15 protein-coding genes are annotated in these 14,497 nt (G+C 59.6%); 6 read left to right on the top strand and 9 right to left on the bottom strand.

Annotated elements, in window-relative coordinates; genetic code table 11:
• Positions 1 to 176: 176 nt before the first annotated feature.
• Complete coding sequence (locus LJX92_RS19120; RefSeq protein WP_103733650.1) at positions 177 to 1,310, top strand: GNAT family N-acetyltransferase; 1,134 nt, start codon at positions 177 to 179, stop codon at positions 1,308 to 1,310.
• Positions 1,311 to 1,428: 118 nt separating this feature from the next.
• Here LJX92_RS19120 and aqpZ read toward each other — a convergent pair whose 3' ends face one another.
• The 5 genes from aqpZ to LJX92_RS19095 all read right to left on the bottom strand — a co-directional run bounded on the left by aqpZ (position 1,429) and on the right by LJX92_RS19095 (position 6,528).
• Positions 1,429 to 2,130, bottom strand: a complete 702-nt coding sequence (gene aqpZ / locus LJX92_RS19115) for an aquaporin Z (RefSeq protein WP_005790241.1) — start codon at positions 2,128 to 2,130, stop codon at positions 1,429 to 1,431.
• A gap of 174 nt (positions 2,131 to 2,304) precedes the next feature.
• A complete protein-coding gene (locus LJX92_RS19110; protein ID WP_032879980.1) occupies positions 2,305 to 4,137 on the bottom strand; it encodes an ABC transporter ATP-binding protein in 1,833 nt (610 codons plus the stop codon).
• 82 nt (positions 4,138 to 4,219) lie between these two features.
• Entirely contained in the window at positions 4,220 to 4,783 is a 564-nt protein-coding gene (locus LJX92_RS19105; RefSeq protein WP_032879982.1) for a peptidylprolyl isomerase, read from the bottom strand.
• 3 nt (positions 4,784 to 4,786) lie between these two features.
• A complete protein-coding gene (locus tag LJX92_RS19100) occupies positions 4,787 to 5,590 on the bottom strand; it encodes an alpha/beta fold hydrolase (protein WP_228308816.1) in 804 nt (267 codons plus the stop codon).
• Between the two features lie 14 nt (positions 5,591 to 5,604).
• A complete protein-coding gene (locus tag LJX92_RS19095; protein ID WP_005790234.1) occupies positions 5,605 to 6,528 on the bottom strand; it encodes a LysR family transcriptional regulator in 924 nt (307 codons plus the stop codon).
• A gap of 49 nt (positions 6,529 to 6,577) precedes the next feature.
• Between LJX92_RS19095 and LJX92_RS19090 the strand changes: the two genes are divergently transcribed.
• The 3 genes from LJX92_RS19090 to LJX92_RS19080 all read left to right on the top strand — a co-directional run bounded on the left by LJX92_RS19090 (position 6,578) and on the right by LJX92_RS19080 (position 8,710).
• Positions 6,578 to 6,892 carry a hypothetical protein gene (locus LJX92_RS19090; RefSeq protein WP_032879985.1) on the top strand — a complete coding sequence of 105 codons (315 nt, stop codon included), beginning with the start codon at positions 6,578 to 6,580 and terminating at the stop codon, positions 6,890 to 6,892.
• A 151-nt stretch (positions 6,893 to 7,043) separates the two neighbouring features.
• On the top strand, positions 7,044 to 7,643 hold the full coding sequence (locus LJX92_RS19085; RefSeq protein WP_103733652.1) for an FMN-dependent NADH-azoreductase: 600 nt from the start codon (positions 7,044 to 7,046) through the stop codon (positions 7,641 to 7,643).
• 203 nt (positions 7,644 to 7,846) lie between these two features.
• The gene (locus LJX92_RS19080; RefSeq protein WP_228308815.1) at positions 7,847 to 8,710 is read left to right on the top strand and encodes a carboxylate/amino acid/amine transporter; all 864 of its coding nucleotides are present in this window, start codon (positions 7,847 to 7,849) and stop codon (positions 8,708 to 8,710) included.
• On the opposite strand, the gene LJX92_RS19075 is transcribed toward LJX92_RS19080, so the two are convergent.
• Positions 8,673 to 9,695 (bottom strand): NADP-dependent oxidoreductase, encoded by a 1,023-nt coding sequence (locus LJX92_RS19075; protein ID WP_228308814.1) that lies wholly within the window; start codon positions 9,693 to 9,695, stop codon positions 8,673 to 8,675. The two genes, LJX92_RS19080 and LJX92_RS19075, sit on opposite strands and share 38 nt — an antisense overlap.
• A 63-nt stretch (positions 9,696 to 9,758) precedes the next feature.
• Entirely contained in the window at positions 9,759 to 10,547 is a 789-nt protein-coding gene (locus LJX92_RS19070) for an SDR family NAD(P)-dependent oxidoreductase (RefSeq protein WP_223018118.1), read from the bottom strand.
• 127 nt (positions 10,548 to 10,674) lie between these two features.
• Here LJX92_RS19070 and LJX92_RS19065 point away from each other — a divergent pair, with 127 nt between their 5' ends.
• On the top strand, positions 10,675 to 11,241 hold the full coding sequence (locus LJX92_RS19065) for a TetR/AcrR family transcriptional regulator (RefSeq protein WP_032879991.1): 567 nt from the start codon (positions 10,675 to 10,677) through the stop codon (positions 11,239 to 11,241).
• A 16-nt stretch (positions 11,242 to 11,257) separates the two neighbouring features.
• On the opposite strand, the gene LJX92_RS19060 is transcribed toward LJX92_RS19065, so the two are convergent.
• On the bottom strand, positions 11,258 to 12,550 hold the full coding sequence (locus LJX92_RS19060) for a mechanosensitive ion channel family protein (RefSeq protein ID WP_103733655.1): 1,293 nt from the start codon (positions 12,548 to 12,550) through the stop codon (positions 11,258 to 11,260).
• A gap of 192 nt (positions 12,551 to 12,742) precedes the next feature.
• Between LJX92_RS19060 and LJX92_RS19055 the strand changes: the two genes are divergently transcribed.
• On the top strand, positions 12,743 to 14,089 hold the full coding sequence (locus LJX92_RS19055; protein ID WP_005790219.1) for a DEAD/DEAH box helicase: 1,347 nt from the start codon (positions 12,743 to 12,745) through the stop codon (positions 14,087 to 14,089).
• Between the two features lie 47 nt (positions 14,090 to 14,136).
• Here LJX92_RS19055 and LJX92_RS19050 read toward each other — a convergent pair whose 3' ends face one another.
• Positions 14,137 to 14,412, bottom strand: a complete 276-nt coding sequence (locus LJX92_RS19050; RefSeq protein ID WP_032879994.1) for a hypothetical protein — start codon at positions 14,410 to 14,412, stop codon at positions 14,137 to 14,139.
• Positions 14,413 to 14,497: the final 85 nt, after the last annotated feature.

Below are 14,497 nucleotides of genomic sequence, written 5' to 3'. Positions count from 1 at the left end.
TCAGTATCGCGGCCGTTTATGACGGAGTAGTGGCTAAGTGATTTCATGTAGATGACAGCTTGTAACGGGAAGGAACTAACGCTTGGGCGTTCTGTCGGCGCGTTTTGCAGATGTACGCCAGGCTGCGATAAGCGATACTGCCCAGGCTTTCATGCCGCGAAACAATGAGGATGTCGATGCCACTGCAACGCCTGGACAGCCTGTCCGCAATCGCTGCTCACACTTGGGATGCCCTGGTGCCGCAGGCCCAGCCTTTTGTGCGGCATGGGTTTTTGAGCGCGCTGGAAGACAGCGCCAGCCTGGGCCCGCAAACAGGCTGGCAGCCGGAACATCTGCTGCACTGGGAAGGCCCGCGTTTGGTGGCGGCATTACCCAGTTACCGCAAGTGGCACTCTTATGGCGAGTACGTGTTCGACCATGGCTGGGCCGACGCCTGCGAGCGTGCCGGCATTGATTACTACCCGAAGCTGCTGACAGCCGTGCCGTTCAGTCCGGTCAGCGGGCCGCGTTTATTGGCCGCCAGTGCCGAAGACGGCTTTGAGTTGCTCAAAAGTTTGCCGGGTTACCTGGAAATCGAAGGGCTCTCCAGCGCCCATATCAATTTCACCGACGCTTTGGCCGACGACGCCTTGGCCCGGCAGCCCGACTGGATGCAACGCCTGGGCTGCCAGTTTCATTGGCAGAACCGTGGCTATCGCGACTTCCAGGACTTCCTTGATGCCTTGAGTTCACGCAAGCGCAAGCAGATGCGCAAAGAGCGTGAACAAGTGGCCGGGCAGGGCATCGAGTTCGAGTGGCTGCAAGGTCATCAATTGAGCGAGGCCCAATGGGATTTTGTTTATGCCTGCTATGCCAACACCTATGCGGTGCGCCGCCAAGCGCCCTATCTGACACGGGCGTTTTTCAGCCTGTTGGCCGAACGTATGCCCGAGGCGATCCGCGTGGTGCTGGCCAAGCAAGGCCCGCGTCCGGTGGCCATGGCGTTCAGCTTGATCGGTGGCGACAGCTTCTACGGCCGCTACTGGGGCTGCCTGGGGGAGTTCGACCGGCTGCATTTCGAAACCTGTTTCTACCAGGGCATGGACTACGCCATCGCCCACGGCCTGCAACGCTTCGATGCGGGGGCCCAGGGCGAGCACAAATTGATTCGCGGGTTTGAGCCGGTGATCACGCGGTCCTGGCACTACCTGCGCCATCCGGGGCTCAAGAGTGCCGTGCACGACTTTCTTGAACGTGAACGGGTGGGGATTCTGGCGTATGCCGAAGAGGCGAGGGCGGCTTTGCCTTATCGGCAACCTGACAGCAAGTGAAACACCTTGTAGGAGCGAGCTTGCTCGCGAAGAACGCTTAGGCGAAGCGGGCTGCATCTGGAAGCCTGCGTCATCGTTGACGTTTTTCGCGAGCAAGCTCGCTCCTAGAGGGGTTTGGTCAGGCAGGCTTTTCTGCGCCCAACCATCGGTACGTAATGCCACCGATCACCGCGCCCAGGATCGGCGCAAGCCAGAACAGCCACAACTGTTCGAGCGCCCAGCCGCCGACAATCAACGCGGGCCCCGTGCTGCGGGCCGGGTTGACCGAGGTGTTGGTGACCGGGATCGAGATCAGGTGGATCAGCGTCAGCCCCAGGCCAATGGCGATGGGGGCAAAGCCCGCGGGGGCACGGCGGTCGGTAGCGCCCAGGATGATCAGCACGAACATCGCCGTCATCACCAGCTCACAGACCAATCCTGCTGCCATCGAGTAACCACCGGGTGAGTGTTCTCCATAGCCGTTGGAGGCCAGGCCACTCGCCAGTTCAAAGCCGGGTTTGCCGCTGGCAATAAAGTACAGCAGCGCAGCGGCGATGGTGGCACCGATCACCTGAGACACGATGTAGGCCGGCAACTCTCTGGCCGGAAATCTTCCGCCCACTACCAGCCCCACCGAAACGGCCGGGTTGAGGTGACAGCCGCTGATGTGCCCGATGGCAAACGCCATGGTCAGCACTGTGAGCCCGAAGGCCAGGGCCACGCCGAGCAGGCCGATTCCGACATTGGGGAACGCTGCGGCCAGCACCGCACTCCCGCAACCGCCCAACACCAGCCAAAACGTACCCAGCCCTTCCGTTACGGAACGTTTGAACAGTGACATGAACACTTCCTTAGATTGCTCTATCTGATTAACGGTCTGTGAAGCTTCCCTGCCGCCTAAATCAGGGCCCTCCTGGGGCCTGATTGCAGTACAGCAGGATTGTGTCGCAAGACCAGTTCGATAGAGAAAACTGTCAGAATTGTTCGGAATTGCCCGGGCACCTATCCAATGAAATCAGTCTATTCCGACGAATCCGCCGGTCTGGTGCTGCCATAACCGCGAATAAAGCCCGCCCTGCGCCAGCAACTCGGCATGGCTGCCGCTTTCGGCAATCTGGCCTTTCTCCAGCACTACCAAGCGGTCCATTCGTGCGATGGTCGACAACCGGTGGGCGATCGCAATCACGGTCTTGCCCTGCATCAGAGTTTCCAGGCTCTCCTGGATTGCCGCTTCCACTTCCGAGTCCAATGCCGAGGTGGCTTCGTCCATGATCAGGATCGGTGCGTCCTTGAGCAGCACGCGGGCGATGGCGATACGTTGACGTTGACCGCCAGAGAGTTTCACCCCGCGCTCACCAACATGGGCGTCCAGCCCGGTGCGGCCCTCGGAATCCGACAACAGCGGGATGAACTCATCGGCGCGAGCCTTGTGCACCGCAGCCCAGAGTTCTTCCTCAGTTGCGTCGGGCTTGCCATACAGCAGGTTGTCACGGATCGAACGGTGCAGAAGCGATGTGTCCTGGGTGATCATGCCGATCTGTGCACGCAGGCTTTCCTGGGCCACTTCGGCGATGTTCTGGCCGTCGATCAGGATGCGGCCGCCTTGCAGGTCGTAGAGGCGCAGCAGCAGGTTGACCAGGGTCGACTTGCCCGCGCCGGACGGGCCGATCAAACCGATCTTTTCCCCGGCCTTGATGTTGAGGTTGAGGCCGCCAATGATCCCGCTCTTCTTGCCGTAGTGGAAATCCACCTGCTCAAAGTGCACTTGGGCATTGGGGACTTTCAGGCGCGGGGCGTTTTCACGGTCGGTCACGGCCAGTGGCTGGGCGATGGTTTTCAGGCCGTCCTGCACGATGCCGATATTTTCGAAGATGCCATTGACCACCCACATGATCCAACCGGACATGTTGACGATGCGGATAACCAAGCCAGTGGCCAAGGCAATCGCACCGACGGAAATCAGCGACTGCGTCCACAACCACAGGGCCAGGCCGGTGGTGGTCACAATCAGCAGGCCGTTCAAGATACAGATCACGGTGTCCATGCTGGTGAGCACACGGGCGGCCAGTTGGGTTTTTTCGGTCTGCTCGATGATCGCTTGCTTGGCGTATTCCTGTTCATTCTGCGTATGGGCGAACAGTTTCAAGGTGGTGATATTGGTATAGCCGTCGACAATTCGGCCCATCAATTTGGAGCGCGCCTCCGAGGAAATCACCGAGCGCTCCTTCACGCGCGGTACGAAGTAACGCAGGGCCAGGCTGTAGCAGATGATCCAGGTGATCAGCGGGATCATCAGCCGCCAGTCGGCCTCGGCAAACAGCACCAGGGCACTGATGGCATAGATCGACACGTGCCAGATGGCTTCTGCCGTCGCCACTGCCGAATCACGCAAGGAGTTGCCGGTTTGCATGATCCGCTGGGCGATGCGCCCGGCGAAATCGTTCTGGAAAAAGTTCAGGCTCTGCTTGAGCACGTAGCTGTGGTTCTGCCAGCGAATCAGGCTGGTCATGCCTGGGTTGATGGTCTGGTGCACCAGCAAGTCATGCAGGCCGTTGAAAACCGGGCGCAGCAGCAGGGCGACCACGGCCATCCAGATCAGCTCGGCGCTGTGGATCTGGAAGAAATTCGCCGGTGGTGTGCCCTGGGCCAGGTCGATGATGCGGCTCAGATAGCTGAACAGCGCCACTTCGATAAGCGCACCGACCAGCCCCACCACCAACAGTGCGGCGAAGCAGGGCCAGACCTGGCGCAGGTAATAGAGATAGAAGGGCAGGACTTTTTCGGGAGGGGCCGCGCTGGGAGCGTCGCGGAAAATATCGATCAGTTGTTCAAAGCGACGATAGAGCATTGGGTTTGACGCCCGCCGGGCGGGCTCTCCTTTCAAATGCGCGCGGTGCCGTGTGGGCACCACGCGAAGCTACCTGCAGACCTCAGTCGATGCGCTTGGCCGACTTGATCAACACAGGATCGATTGGCACGTTCTGCATGCCTTGTTTGGTGGTGGTCTGGGAGTTGACGATGATGTCGACCACATCCATGCCCTTGACCACTTTGGCGAACACGGCGTAACCGGCATCGCGGCCCGGGTCGAGGAAGGCATTGTCGGCTACGTTGATGAAGAACTGGCTGGTGGCCGAGTTCGGGTCATTGGTGCGGGCCATGGACAGCGTGCCGCGCACGTTATGCAGGCCATTACTGGCTTCGTTCTTGATCGGTGCTTCAGTCGGTTTTTGCGACATCTGCTGGGTGAACCCGCCGCCCTGGACCATGAAGCCCGGGATCACGCGGTGGAAAATCGTGTTGGTATAGAAACCCTTGTCGACATAGGCGAGGAAGTTCTTGGTGCTGATCGGCGCCTTGACCGGGTCCAGTTCGATTTCAATGTCGCCATTGGTGGTGGAGATCAATACGTGGGGCGCCTTGGCCGGTTCGGCCGCCATCAGGTTGGCAGCGAACAGAACAGAACCGGCAAAGAAGGCGATTTTTTTCAGCATGGGTCAGTGATCCTGGGTAGTGGTTTCGACTGTCTTTAGAAAATCGAGCAAGGTCGCGTTAAAGACTTCGGGTTGATCCAAGGGCGTGGCATGGCGGGAATCTTCGATCACCACCAGTCGCGCATCGGGCAGCAGTTTTACATAGATTTCTTTCTGCGCCACGGGGGTGTAGTCGTGGTCGGCGCTGATGACCAGGGTTGGACAGGTAATTCGCGAAAGTTGTTCCTGCACGCCCCAGCCCACAATCGCGTCGAAGCTGGCGAGATAAGCACGTTTGTCGTTGCTTGCCCAGCGTTCGGCCATCTTGCGGCGCAGGTCGGCCTGGGCAGGTTTGGGAAACAGTCGTTCGCCCAGGGCGTTGCCGATGGTGCGCAGGCTGAGTACGCGGGCCAGGGTCCAGCGTTTGGCCCACTGCCAATAGTCACTTGCGCTGTGCACCTTGACTTCGGGCGCGCTGTTGACGATGCACAGGCTTCTGACTCGCGCAGGGTCGTCCACCGCCAGTTGGAAGGCGATCATGCCGCCCATGGATAAACCCACAACGTGGGCGGGCGGCAGGTCCAGGTGCTCGATCAGGGCGAGCAGGTCGAACGTGAAGCCCTGGATGCTGTAGCGCTCGCGGGGCTTATCGGAGCGGCCATGCCCACGCACGTCGACCACGATCAGGCGATAGTGCCGAGCCAGTACCGGCACTTGCAGCTCCCAATCCTGGCTACTGGAGCCCAGGCCGTGGATCAGGATCAGCGGCGTGCCGTGGCCGTATTCCTCGTAGTGCAGGCTGGAGCCTTCGTGGTCGAACCAGGCCATGGATGAACTCCGTTTCAGGCTTGTCGGGGAGCGGCGAAAGGCGCGTCCAGGGGAGCGGTGTCAAACGTGCGCAGCAGCTCCACGAGAATCTGCGTCGCCGGCCCCAGGGGTTTGTCTTTGTTGGAGTAGAGATAGAACGTCGGGTGACGGCTGCCGCCTTGTTCCAGGGGCAGTTGCTTGAGTACACCTTCGGCCAGTTCGCGCTCGATCATGTGCCGTGGCAGCCAGGCAAAGCCCAGGCCGCTGCCCACGAAGGCGGCGGCGGTAGCCAGGCTGCCGACGGTCCAGCGCTGTTCGGCGCCCAGCCAACCCACGTCGCGCGGTTGCTGGCGGCCGGAGTCGCGGATGACCACCTGCATCTGGCTTTCCAGGTCCTGGAAACTCAGCTCGCGATTCATGCGGTGCAACGCATGTTCGGGGTGGGCCACGGCGATAAATTCCACATCGCTCATTTCGGTGCCCAGGTAACCGGGGATACTGAAACCGCAAATTGCCAGGTCGGCTACGCCTTCGATCAGCAGTTCTTCGACGCCGGACAACACCTCTTCACGCAAGCGCACGCGGCAGCCGCGACTTTGCGGCATAAACGCAGTCAGGGCGCGCACCAGGCGCGCATTGGGATAGGCCGCATCCACTACCAGGCGCACTTCGGCCTCCCATCCCTGTTCCATATGATGGGCAAGGTCCTCAAGTTGACTGGCGTTCTTCACCAACTGCCGGGAGCGACGCAGCAGCACTTCACCGGCCTCGGTCAGCACCGCCTTGCGCCCGTCGATGCGCAGCAGCGGCACGCCGAGTTGATCCTGCATACGAGCCACGGTGTAGCTCACCGAGGATTGCGAACGGTGCAGCGCTTCAGCCGCCTGGGCGAAGCCGCCATGGTCAACCACGGCCTGCAACGTGCGCCATTGATCGAGGGTAACGCGGGGCGCTTTCAACATGAGCTCCTCTTGTCCTAAGCTGGCAGTCCTTATTGGAGACTGCCGAATGAGAAAATTGTGTTGTGTGTTGCTGGCGCTGCTGCCGATGAGCGTATTTGCCTACCCTATCGACGTGACGAAAAAGATCGATGGCGTCAGCATTGATTACACCGCCTCCGACGTGGACGCAGACATCAGCTCGATTCAGCTGAACAACTACGGCACCCAGGATGCTGTGTGTTCGGTAATCTTCACCAACGGCCCGGAATCGCCGCGCCGTCGCACCGTGAGCGTGCCAGCAGGCAAAAGCACCAACACCACGGTCAAGTTCAACCGCTCCATCATCAAGATGCGCATTGCCTTGGACTGCAGCCCCAAATAAAGCGATAGCGGAGCCTTTCTACAGGAGTACTCCGCTTATAAACAAATTTATAGATGGGTTATAGCAGTTTTTTGCGCTTTTTTATCGAATGAGCCCTGGTTAATCTTTTCTCCATCGACTTACAACATTCACCGATGGAGCCTACATAGCCATGTCCAACGTTCTGATCATCGAAAGCAGTGCGCGCCAGCAGGATTCTATCTCTCGCCAGCTCACGCAACAGTTCATCAGCCAATGGCGGGCTGCCCACCCAGCCGATCAGATCACCGTGCGCGACGTGGCACTCAACCCGGTTCCACACCTGGACGCCAACCTCCTTGGCGGCTGGATGAAACCTGAAGATCAGCGTAACGACAGCGAGCAGGTGTCCCTGGAGCGTTCCAACGCATTGACCGACGAATTGCTCGCCGCCGATGTGTTGGTAATGGCTGCACCGATGTACAACTTCGCCATCCCCAGCACCCTCAAAGCCTGGCTGGATCACGTCCTGCGCGCCGGCGTAACGTTCAAGTACACCGCCACCGGGCCGCAGGGCTTGCTGACCGGCAAACGTGCCATTGTGCTTACCGCCCGTGGCGGCATTCACACCGGGGCCACCTCGGACCACCAGGAACCCTACCTGCGCCAGGTGATGGCCTTTATCGGCATTCACGACGTGACCTTCATTCACGCCGAAGGGGTGAACCTGAGCAGCGACTTTCAGGAAAAAGGCATCAACCATGCCAAAGCCCTGCTCGCACAGGTGGCGTGATCCGTTAATCGCCAGATAATCGCGGGCTGTTTATATAACGCCACGCCAACCCTTCAAGTACGCGTATCGAACCTCCCTTTGCACTTGTTGCTCCTGAGTGCTCCTGCCCGACTGCCGCTTTAGCGAGGTCGGGTTTTTTTTGCCTTGAGTTTCTTCAAGGCTGGAAAAGCTTTAATGTCGCGCCCATTCGAAACGAGGCGCGCATGGGCTATTTACTGGTTGTCACCCTGATTCAGGCATTTTCCTTCAGCTTGATCGGCGAATACCTCGCCGGTCACGTCGACAGCTACTTCGCAGTGCTAGTGCGCGTGGTGCTGGCCGGGCTGATCTTTATCCCGCTGACGCGCTGGCGCTCGGTGGAGCCTGCGTTCATGCGCGGCATGTTGGTGATCGGTGCATTGCAGTTCGGTGTGACCTACGTATGCCTGTACTTGAGCTTTCGCGTGCTGACGGTGCCGGAAGTGCTGCTGTTCACCATCCTCACACCGCTGCATGTGACCCTGATCGAGGACGCGCTTAATCGGCGCTTCAATCCTTGGGCACTGGTCGCGGCCCTGGTGGCGGTGGGCGGTGCGGCGGTGATTCGTTTCGATCAGATCACCCCGCACTTCCTGATGGGATTCTTGCTGCTGCAATTGGCCAACTTCACCTACGCCGCCGGGCAAGTCATGTACAAGCATCTGGTGGCGCGTTATCCCATTGACCAACCGCACTTCCGGCGTTTCGGTTATTTCTACTTGGGCGCCTTGCTGGTGGTGTTGCCGGCGTTCCTGCTGTTCGGCAAGGCTGACTTCTTGCCGCAAGCGCCGCTGCAATGGGGCGTGCTGGTGTTCCTTGGTTTGGTCAGCACCGCGCTGGGCATGTACTGGTGGAACAAGGGCGCCTGTCTGGTCAATGGCGGTACCCTGGCGGTGATGAACAACCTGCATGTACCGGTGGGGCTGCTGTTGAACCTGCTGATCTGGAATCAGCATGAGCCGCTGGGCCGTCTGGCCCTGGGCGGCCTGGTGATTCTGGGCGCGGTGTGGATTAGTCGGCTCGGCGCGCGCCAGGCGGCGTCATCGTGATCACCACTTTGCCTTTGGCGCGGCCTTGTTCGACATAGCTCAGGGCTTGGGCTGTGGACTCGAAAGGGAAGGTGCGGTCGATCACCGGCTTGATAATGCCGGCTTCCACCAGCGCGGTCAGTTCATCCAATTGGGCGCCGCTGGCGCGCATGAAGAGGAAGTCATAACGCACGCCTTGTTTGCGCGCTTTGCGGCGTATACCGCTGCTCAACACACCCATGACCAGGCCCAATAGCCACGACAGCTGCTGCTCGCGAGCAAACGCCTGCGTCGGTGGCCCGGAGATGGAGATGAGTTGACCGCCCGGTTTGAGAATGTCGAGTGACTTTGCCAGTGCGTCCGGACCGAGACTGTTCAAGACGACGTCATAATCATTGAGCAGGGTTTCGAAGTTTTGCTGCTTGTAGTCGATCACTACATCGGCGCCCAGTGCCTTGACCCACTCGACATTGGCGGTGCTGGTCGTCGTTGCGACAAATGCGCCCAAATGCTTGGCAAGCTGGATGGCGATACTGCCGACTCCGCCGGAACCGGCATGAATGAAGACCTTCTGGCCTTTTTTCAGCCTCGCTGTTTCAACCAGTACTTGCCATGCCGTCAATGCGACCAGAGGCAGGGAGGCGGCCTGCTCCATCGTGATGTTTGCAGGTTTGCGTGCCAGTGCGTCCTCGCGTACCGCAATCAGCTCGGCGAACGTGCCGATACGCTGCTGTGGAGGGCGGCCATACACTTCGTCACCCGGCTTGAAGCGTCGCACCGCGGCCCCGACGCTGAGCACCACGCCAGCCAGGTCATTGCCCAGTATCAACGGCAATGCATACGGCAGAATCAGTTTGAATTCGCCCTTGGCGATTTTTGCATCCAGAACGTTGACGCTGCTGGCATGTACTTGAACCAGCACGTCATGCTCACCCACCACTGGTGTTGGCGCTTCGGTGATGCGACCGGTCTGTTTGCCGTAACGTTCGATGGAAAATGCCTTCATGGTTCAACGCTCATCGCTTCGAGAGGAAGGGCAGGCGCATAGAGCGCGCCTGCAACCGGTTGATCAGGCTTGGGTCAGGTACCGCTCGGCAACGTCGGACTGCTTGATCTGCGACAGCAAGCCTTGTCGGGCTGCCTGCAAGGCATCCCAGCGTGCGCCGTCCTGCAAGGGCGGGATGGTCACGGGCTCACGACGGTCGAAACCGACCAGCGCCGCATCGACCAGGTCACCTACCTCCATCACATCTGTGAGAGTGTTGATGTCAATGCCCGCCCGGTCCCAGATCTCGGTACGCGTAGCGGCCGGTAGCACGGCTTGCACATAGACACCTTTGGCGCCCAACTCAAGGCTCATGCCCTGGGACAGGAACAGTACGAATGCCTTGGTCGCGCCATATACGGTCATGCCGAACTCCGGCGCCAGGCCCACCACCGAGCCAATGTTGATGATAGCGCCGTTGCCGGCTGCCGCCAGGCGTGGGGCAATGGCGCTGGCAAGCCGTACCAGCGCGGTGGTGTTGAGCGCGACCAACTGAGCGACACTGTCGGTGGACTGTTCGATGAAGCTGCCGGACTGTGCGGCGCCGGCGTTGTTGACCAGCGTGCCGATGCTGGAATCTTCGCGCAGACGTGCTTCGACCGCTGCCAGGTCAGCGATCTGGGTCAGGTCAGCGGGGAGGATATCAACAGTGATGGCGTGCTCTTCACGCAGACGTGCAGCGAGCGCTTCCAGGCGCTTGGTATCGCGGGCGACCAGAACCAGGTCGTGACCACGCTGGGCAAAACGTTCGGCGTAGGCGGCACCAATGCCGGTCGAGGCGCCAGTGATGAGAACGGTCTTGGAAGTGCTCATGGTGTGATGCTCAGTGAGTGCAGGGAGGTTTTATGATGTCGATCATAATCAAAGCTGTCAACGGTTTTGATTATGATCGACATCATAGTAAGATCCCTCTATCGCAGGGCAGCAGGAGCGCATAGAAATGAAGATCACCAAGACGCAATCACAGAACAATCGAGCGCATATCGTCGCGACGGCTTCCGCGCTGTTTCGTGAACGTGGTTTCGATGGGGTGGGTGTGGCCGAATTGATGGCTGCCGCTGGTTTTACCCAGGGCGGCTTCTACAAGCACTTCGGCTCCAAGGCGGATTTGATGGCAGAAGCGGCCGCCAATGGCCTGGCGCAGTCGCTCGCCAGCAGCGTGGAGATGGAGGCGGGGGAGTTTTTCGAGGTTTACCTGTCCAGGCAGCACCGCGATCATCGCGGCGGCGGGTGCACGTTGGCGGCGTTGTGTGCAGACGCTGCGCGTCAATCGGACACGCTTAAGGAGACTTTCGCCAACGGGCTGGAAAACACGCTGCAAGCCCTGGAGGCAAAGTACAACACGACGCAGGACGAGCCACAGCAAGACGTGCGCGCGAAAATGCTCAACAGGATGGCCCATGCCATTGGCGCAATCTTGTTATCGCGGGCGTGCCCGGATGATTCCGCTTTGGCTGATGAAGTGCTTGAGGTTTGCCGCCGGGAGATTACGGCATCACTGCCGTAATCCCGTTCGGATCACTTCACGCCGTTTCGATGGCGGGTAGTTGCGCGGCCCCGGCCAACGCCGGCAGTACGCCGGCGCGCAGGTCATTACCGCTTGGCTGCTGATACAGGCTCAGCCCGAACTCCGGCAACACTGCCAGTAGATAATCGAAAATATCCCCCTGGATCCGCTCGTAATCCGCCCACGCGGTGGTGCGGGTAAAGCAGTAGATCTCCAGCGGCACGCCTTGGGCGGTGGTTTGCATCTGGCGCACCATGCAGGTCATGTTCGGCTGGATGTCCGGGTGGCTTTGCAGATACGCCAGGGCATAGGCGCGGAACGTGCCGAGGTTGGTCATGCGCCGGCGGTTGGCCGACAGTTGCGCGCTGTGGCCCTGGGCCTCGTTCCAGGCCTTGAGTTCGGCCTGTTTGCGACCGATGTAGCCGGTGAGCAGGTGCACCTGGGTCATGCGCACTTCTTCGTCATCGCGCAAAAAGCGCACGCCGCTGGCATCGATGTACAGGCTGCGCTTGATGCGCCGCCCGCCGGAGGCCTGCATACCGCGCCAGTTTTTGAACGACTCGGACATCAAGCGCCAGGTCGGGATGGAAACGATGGTCTTGTCGAAATTCTGCACCTTGACCGTATGCAGGGTGATGTCCACCACATCGCCGTCGGCGCCGACCTGGGGCATTTCGATCCAGTCACCGACCCGCAGCATGTCGTTGCTGGTCAATTGCACACTGGCGACGAACGACAGCAGCGTGTCCTTGTACACCAACAGAATCACCGCCGACATCGCACCCAGGCCCGACAGCAGCAGCAGCGGCGAACGGTCGATCAGGGTGGCGACGATGATGATTGCGCCAAACACGAACAACACCATTTTTGCCAACTGCACATAACCCTTGATCGAGCGGGTGCGTGCGTGTTCGGTGCGTGCGTAGATATCCAGCAGCGCATTGAGCAGGGCACTCATGGCCAGCACCATAAACAGAATGGTGATCGCCAGGGCCACATTGCCGATAAACAGAATGGCGGTCTTGCTCAGGTCAGGTACCAGGTACAGGCCGAACTGGATCACCAGGGACGGCGTCATTTGCGCCAGCCGATGGAAGACTTTGTTATGTCGCAGATCGTTCAGCCAGTGCAGGGCCGGTTGCCGGCCAAGCAATTTGACTGCGTGCAGGATGAGGTAACGCGCTACCCGTCCAACCAGCAATGCCACCACCAGCAGCACCAGCAAGCCGAGGCTGGAATGCAGGACCGGGTGTTCATCGAGGGCGCCCCAAAGGTCTTGGACGTTGAGCCAGAGCTGTTTGATATCCATGAGTGAACCGATTCTTCTGTAAGACAACACGGGGCGATTAGAGCATTTAAGTGCAACAAAGTTGACGCTCTGGACAAAATCGCTCACAAAAAAGCAGCTGATTAGCCCTGTTCGCGTAAAGAAACTCGGTTTGGCCGCCCGAAACCGGTAACCTATGGCGCTGATATTTTGTATTTCTTCGAGGTAGCACCCGTGTTTTCCCAATTCGCCCTGCACGAACGCCTGCTCAAAGCCGTGGCCGAGCTTAAATTTGTCGAGCCTACGCCTGTGCAAGCAGCGGCCATCCCGCTCGCGCTCCAAGGGCGTGACCTGCGGGTGACGGCTCAAACCGGCAGCGGCAAGACCGCCGCTTTCGTCTTGCCGGTTCTGAATCGTCTGATTGGCCCGGCCAAGGTCCGCGTCAGCATCAAGACCCTGATCCTGCTGCCGACCCGTGAGCTGGCCCAGCAGACCCTCAAGGAAGTCGAGCGCTTCTCGCAATTCACCTTCATCAAGTCCGGCATCATTACCGGCGGCGAAGACTTCAAGGTCCAGGCTGCCATGCTGCGCAAGGTGCCGGACATCCTGATCGGTACCCCGGGGCGCATGATCGAGCAACTCAACGCCGGCAACCTCGACCTCAAGGAAGTCGAAGTACTGGTGCTCGACGAAGCCGACCGTATGCTCGACATGGGCTTTGCCGATGACGTGCAGCGCCTGGTTGCTGAATGCGTCAATCGCCAGCAGACCATGTTGTTCTCCGCCACCACCGGCGGTTCAACCCTGCGCGACATGGTTGCCAAGGTGCTGAACAACCCTGAGCACTTGCAGGTCAACAACGTCAGTGACCTGAACGCCACCACGCGTCAGCAGATCGTGACCGCTGACCATAACGTGCACAAAGAACAGATCCTCAACTGGTTGCTGGCCAACGAGACCTACCAGAAGGCCATCGTGTTCACCAACACCCGTGCCGCCGCCGACCGTATCTACGGGCGTCTGGTCGCGCAGGAATACAAGGCGTTCGTGCTGCACGGCGAGAAAGACCAGAAGGACCGCAAGCTGGCCATCGACCGCCTCAAGGCTGGCGGCGTGAAGATCCTGGTAGCCACCGACGTCGCAGCGCGTGGCCTGGACGTTGATGGCCTGGATCTGGTGATCAACTTCGACATGCCCCGCAGCGGCGACGAATACGTGCACCGTATCGGCCGTACCGGGCGTGCCGGCAACGATGGCCTGGCCATCTCGCTGATCTGCCACGGCGACTGGAACCTGATGTCGAGCATTGAACGCTACCTCAAGCAGTCGTTCGAGCGCCGTACCATCAAGGAAGTCAAAGGCACTTACACCGGGCCGAAGAAGGTCAAGGCGTCGGGCAAGGCCGTTGGCGTGAAGAAGAAAAAGACTGACGCCAAGGGCGACAAAAAGAAAACCGGCGCCAAATCGCCGACCAAGCGCAAGATCGCCAACCGGCCGAAGACCGACAACCTGTCGCTCGTCAGCAAGGATGGCATGGCGCCGCTCAAGCGCCGCAAGCCAGAAGCACCGGCTGCCGAATAAGCAGCCAGGCAGAAAAAAACCGGACAATGTCCGGTTTTTTTTCGCCATCAGTTTTTGGCTTTGGAGGCGGCTTCTTTCAGTTCTTTGAGCCGGGCGTCGATCAGTTGGCATTTGTCGGGAAACTCGGCGCTTTCGGTGTCCAGGTCCATTTTCTGCAACTGGGCATTCATCTCCTTGGCTTTCTGGGGATTCTGCTCCGTTAGCTGGGTCACTTGCTTGGCCAGTTCTTCGCGTTTGGCCGTGGCCTCTTCAGGCGTGCAAGCCCAGGCGGGCAGGGCGCTTAACAATGTGGCGGCAATCGCCAGGTTCATCAGGGTTTTCATGGTCGGACCTCCTTGGCGGTATAGGCAGTTGAGGCGGCGAACGTCTGGAAAGTTCAGAGAAATGACGCCCGTCTATCCGGGTGAA

The sequence above is a fragment of the Pseudomonas sp. HN8-3 genome (genome assembly GCF_020790195.1).
In the GTDB taxonomy this organism is placed as follows: domain Bacteria; phylum Pseudomonadota; class Gammaproteobacteria; order Pseudomonadales; family Pseudomonadaceae; genus Aquipseudomonas; species Aquipseudomonas synxantha_A.
This window is presented reverse-complemented; position numbering and strand designations above follow the sequence as displayed.

Bases quoted from the DNA above. Each gene is read 5' to 3' on its own strand.
- LJX92_RS19120 (WP_103733650.1), top strand. From the start codon at position 177: ATGCCACTGCAACGCCTGGACAGCCTGTCCGCAATCGCTGCTCACACT.
- aqpZ (WP_005790241.1), bottom strand. From the start codon at position 2,130: ATGTCACTGTTCAAACGTTCCGTAACGGAAGGGCTGGGTACGTTTTGG.
- LJX92_RS19110 (WP_032879980.1), bottom strand. From the start codon at position 4,137: ATGCTCTATCGTCGCTTTGAACAACTGATCGATATTTTCCGCGACGCT.
- LJX92_RS19105 (WP_032879982.1), bottom strand. From the start codon at position 4,783: ATGCTGAAAAAAATCGCCTTCTTTGCCGGTTCTGTTCTGTTCGCTGCC.
- LJX92_RS19100 (WP_228308816.1), bottom strand. From the start codon at position 5,590: ATGGCCTGGTTCGACCACGAAGGCTCCAGCCTGCACTACGAGGAATAC.
- LJX92_RS19090 (WP_032879985.1), top strand. From the start codon at position 6,578: ATGAGAAAATTGTGTTGTGTGTTGCTGGCGCTGCTGCCGATGAGCGTA.
- LJX92_RS19085 (WP_103733652.1), top strand. From the start codon at position 7,044: ATGTCCAACGTTCTGATCATCGAAAGCAGTGCGCGCCAGCAGGATTCT.
- LJX92_RS19080 (WP_228308815.1), top strand. From the start codon at position 7,847: ATGGGCTATTTACTGGTTGTCACCCTGATTCAGGCATTTTCCTTCAGC.
- LJX92_RS19075 (WP_228308814.1), bottom strand. From the start codon at position 9,695: ATGAAGGCATTTTCCATCGAACGTTACGGCAAACAGACCGGTCGCATC.
- LJX92_RS19070 (WP_223018118.1), bottom strand. From the start codon at position 10,547: ATGAGCACTTCCAAGACCGTTCTCATCACTGGCGCCTCGACCGGCATT.
- LJX92_RS19065 (WP_032879991.1), top strand. From the start codon at position 10,675: ATGAAGATCACCAAGACGCAATCACAGAACAATCGAGCGCATATCGTC.
- LJX92_RS19060 (WP_103733655.1), bottom strand. From the start codon at position 12,550: ATGGATATCAAACAGCTCTGGCTCAACGTCCAAGACCTTTGGGGCGCC.
- LJX92_RS19050 (WP_032879994.1), bottom strand. From the start codon at position 14,412: ATGAAAACCCTGATGAACCTGGCGATTGCCGCCACATTGTTAAGCGCC.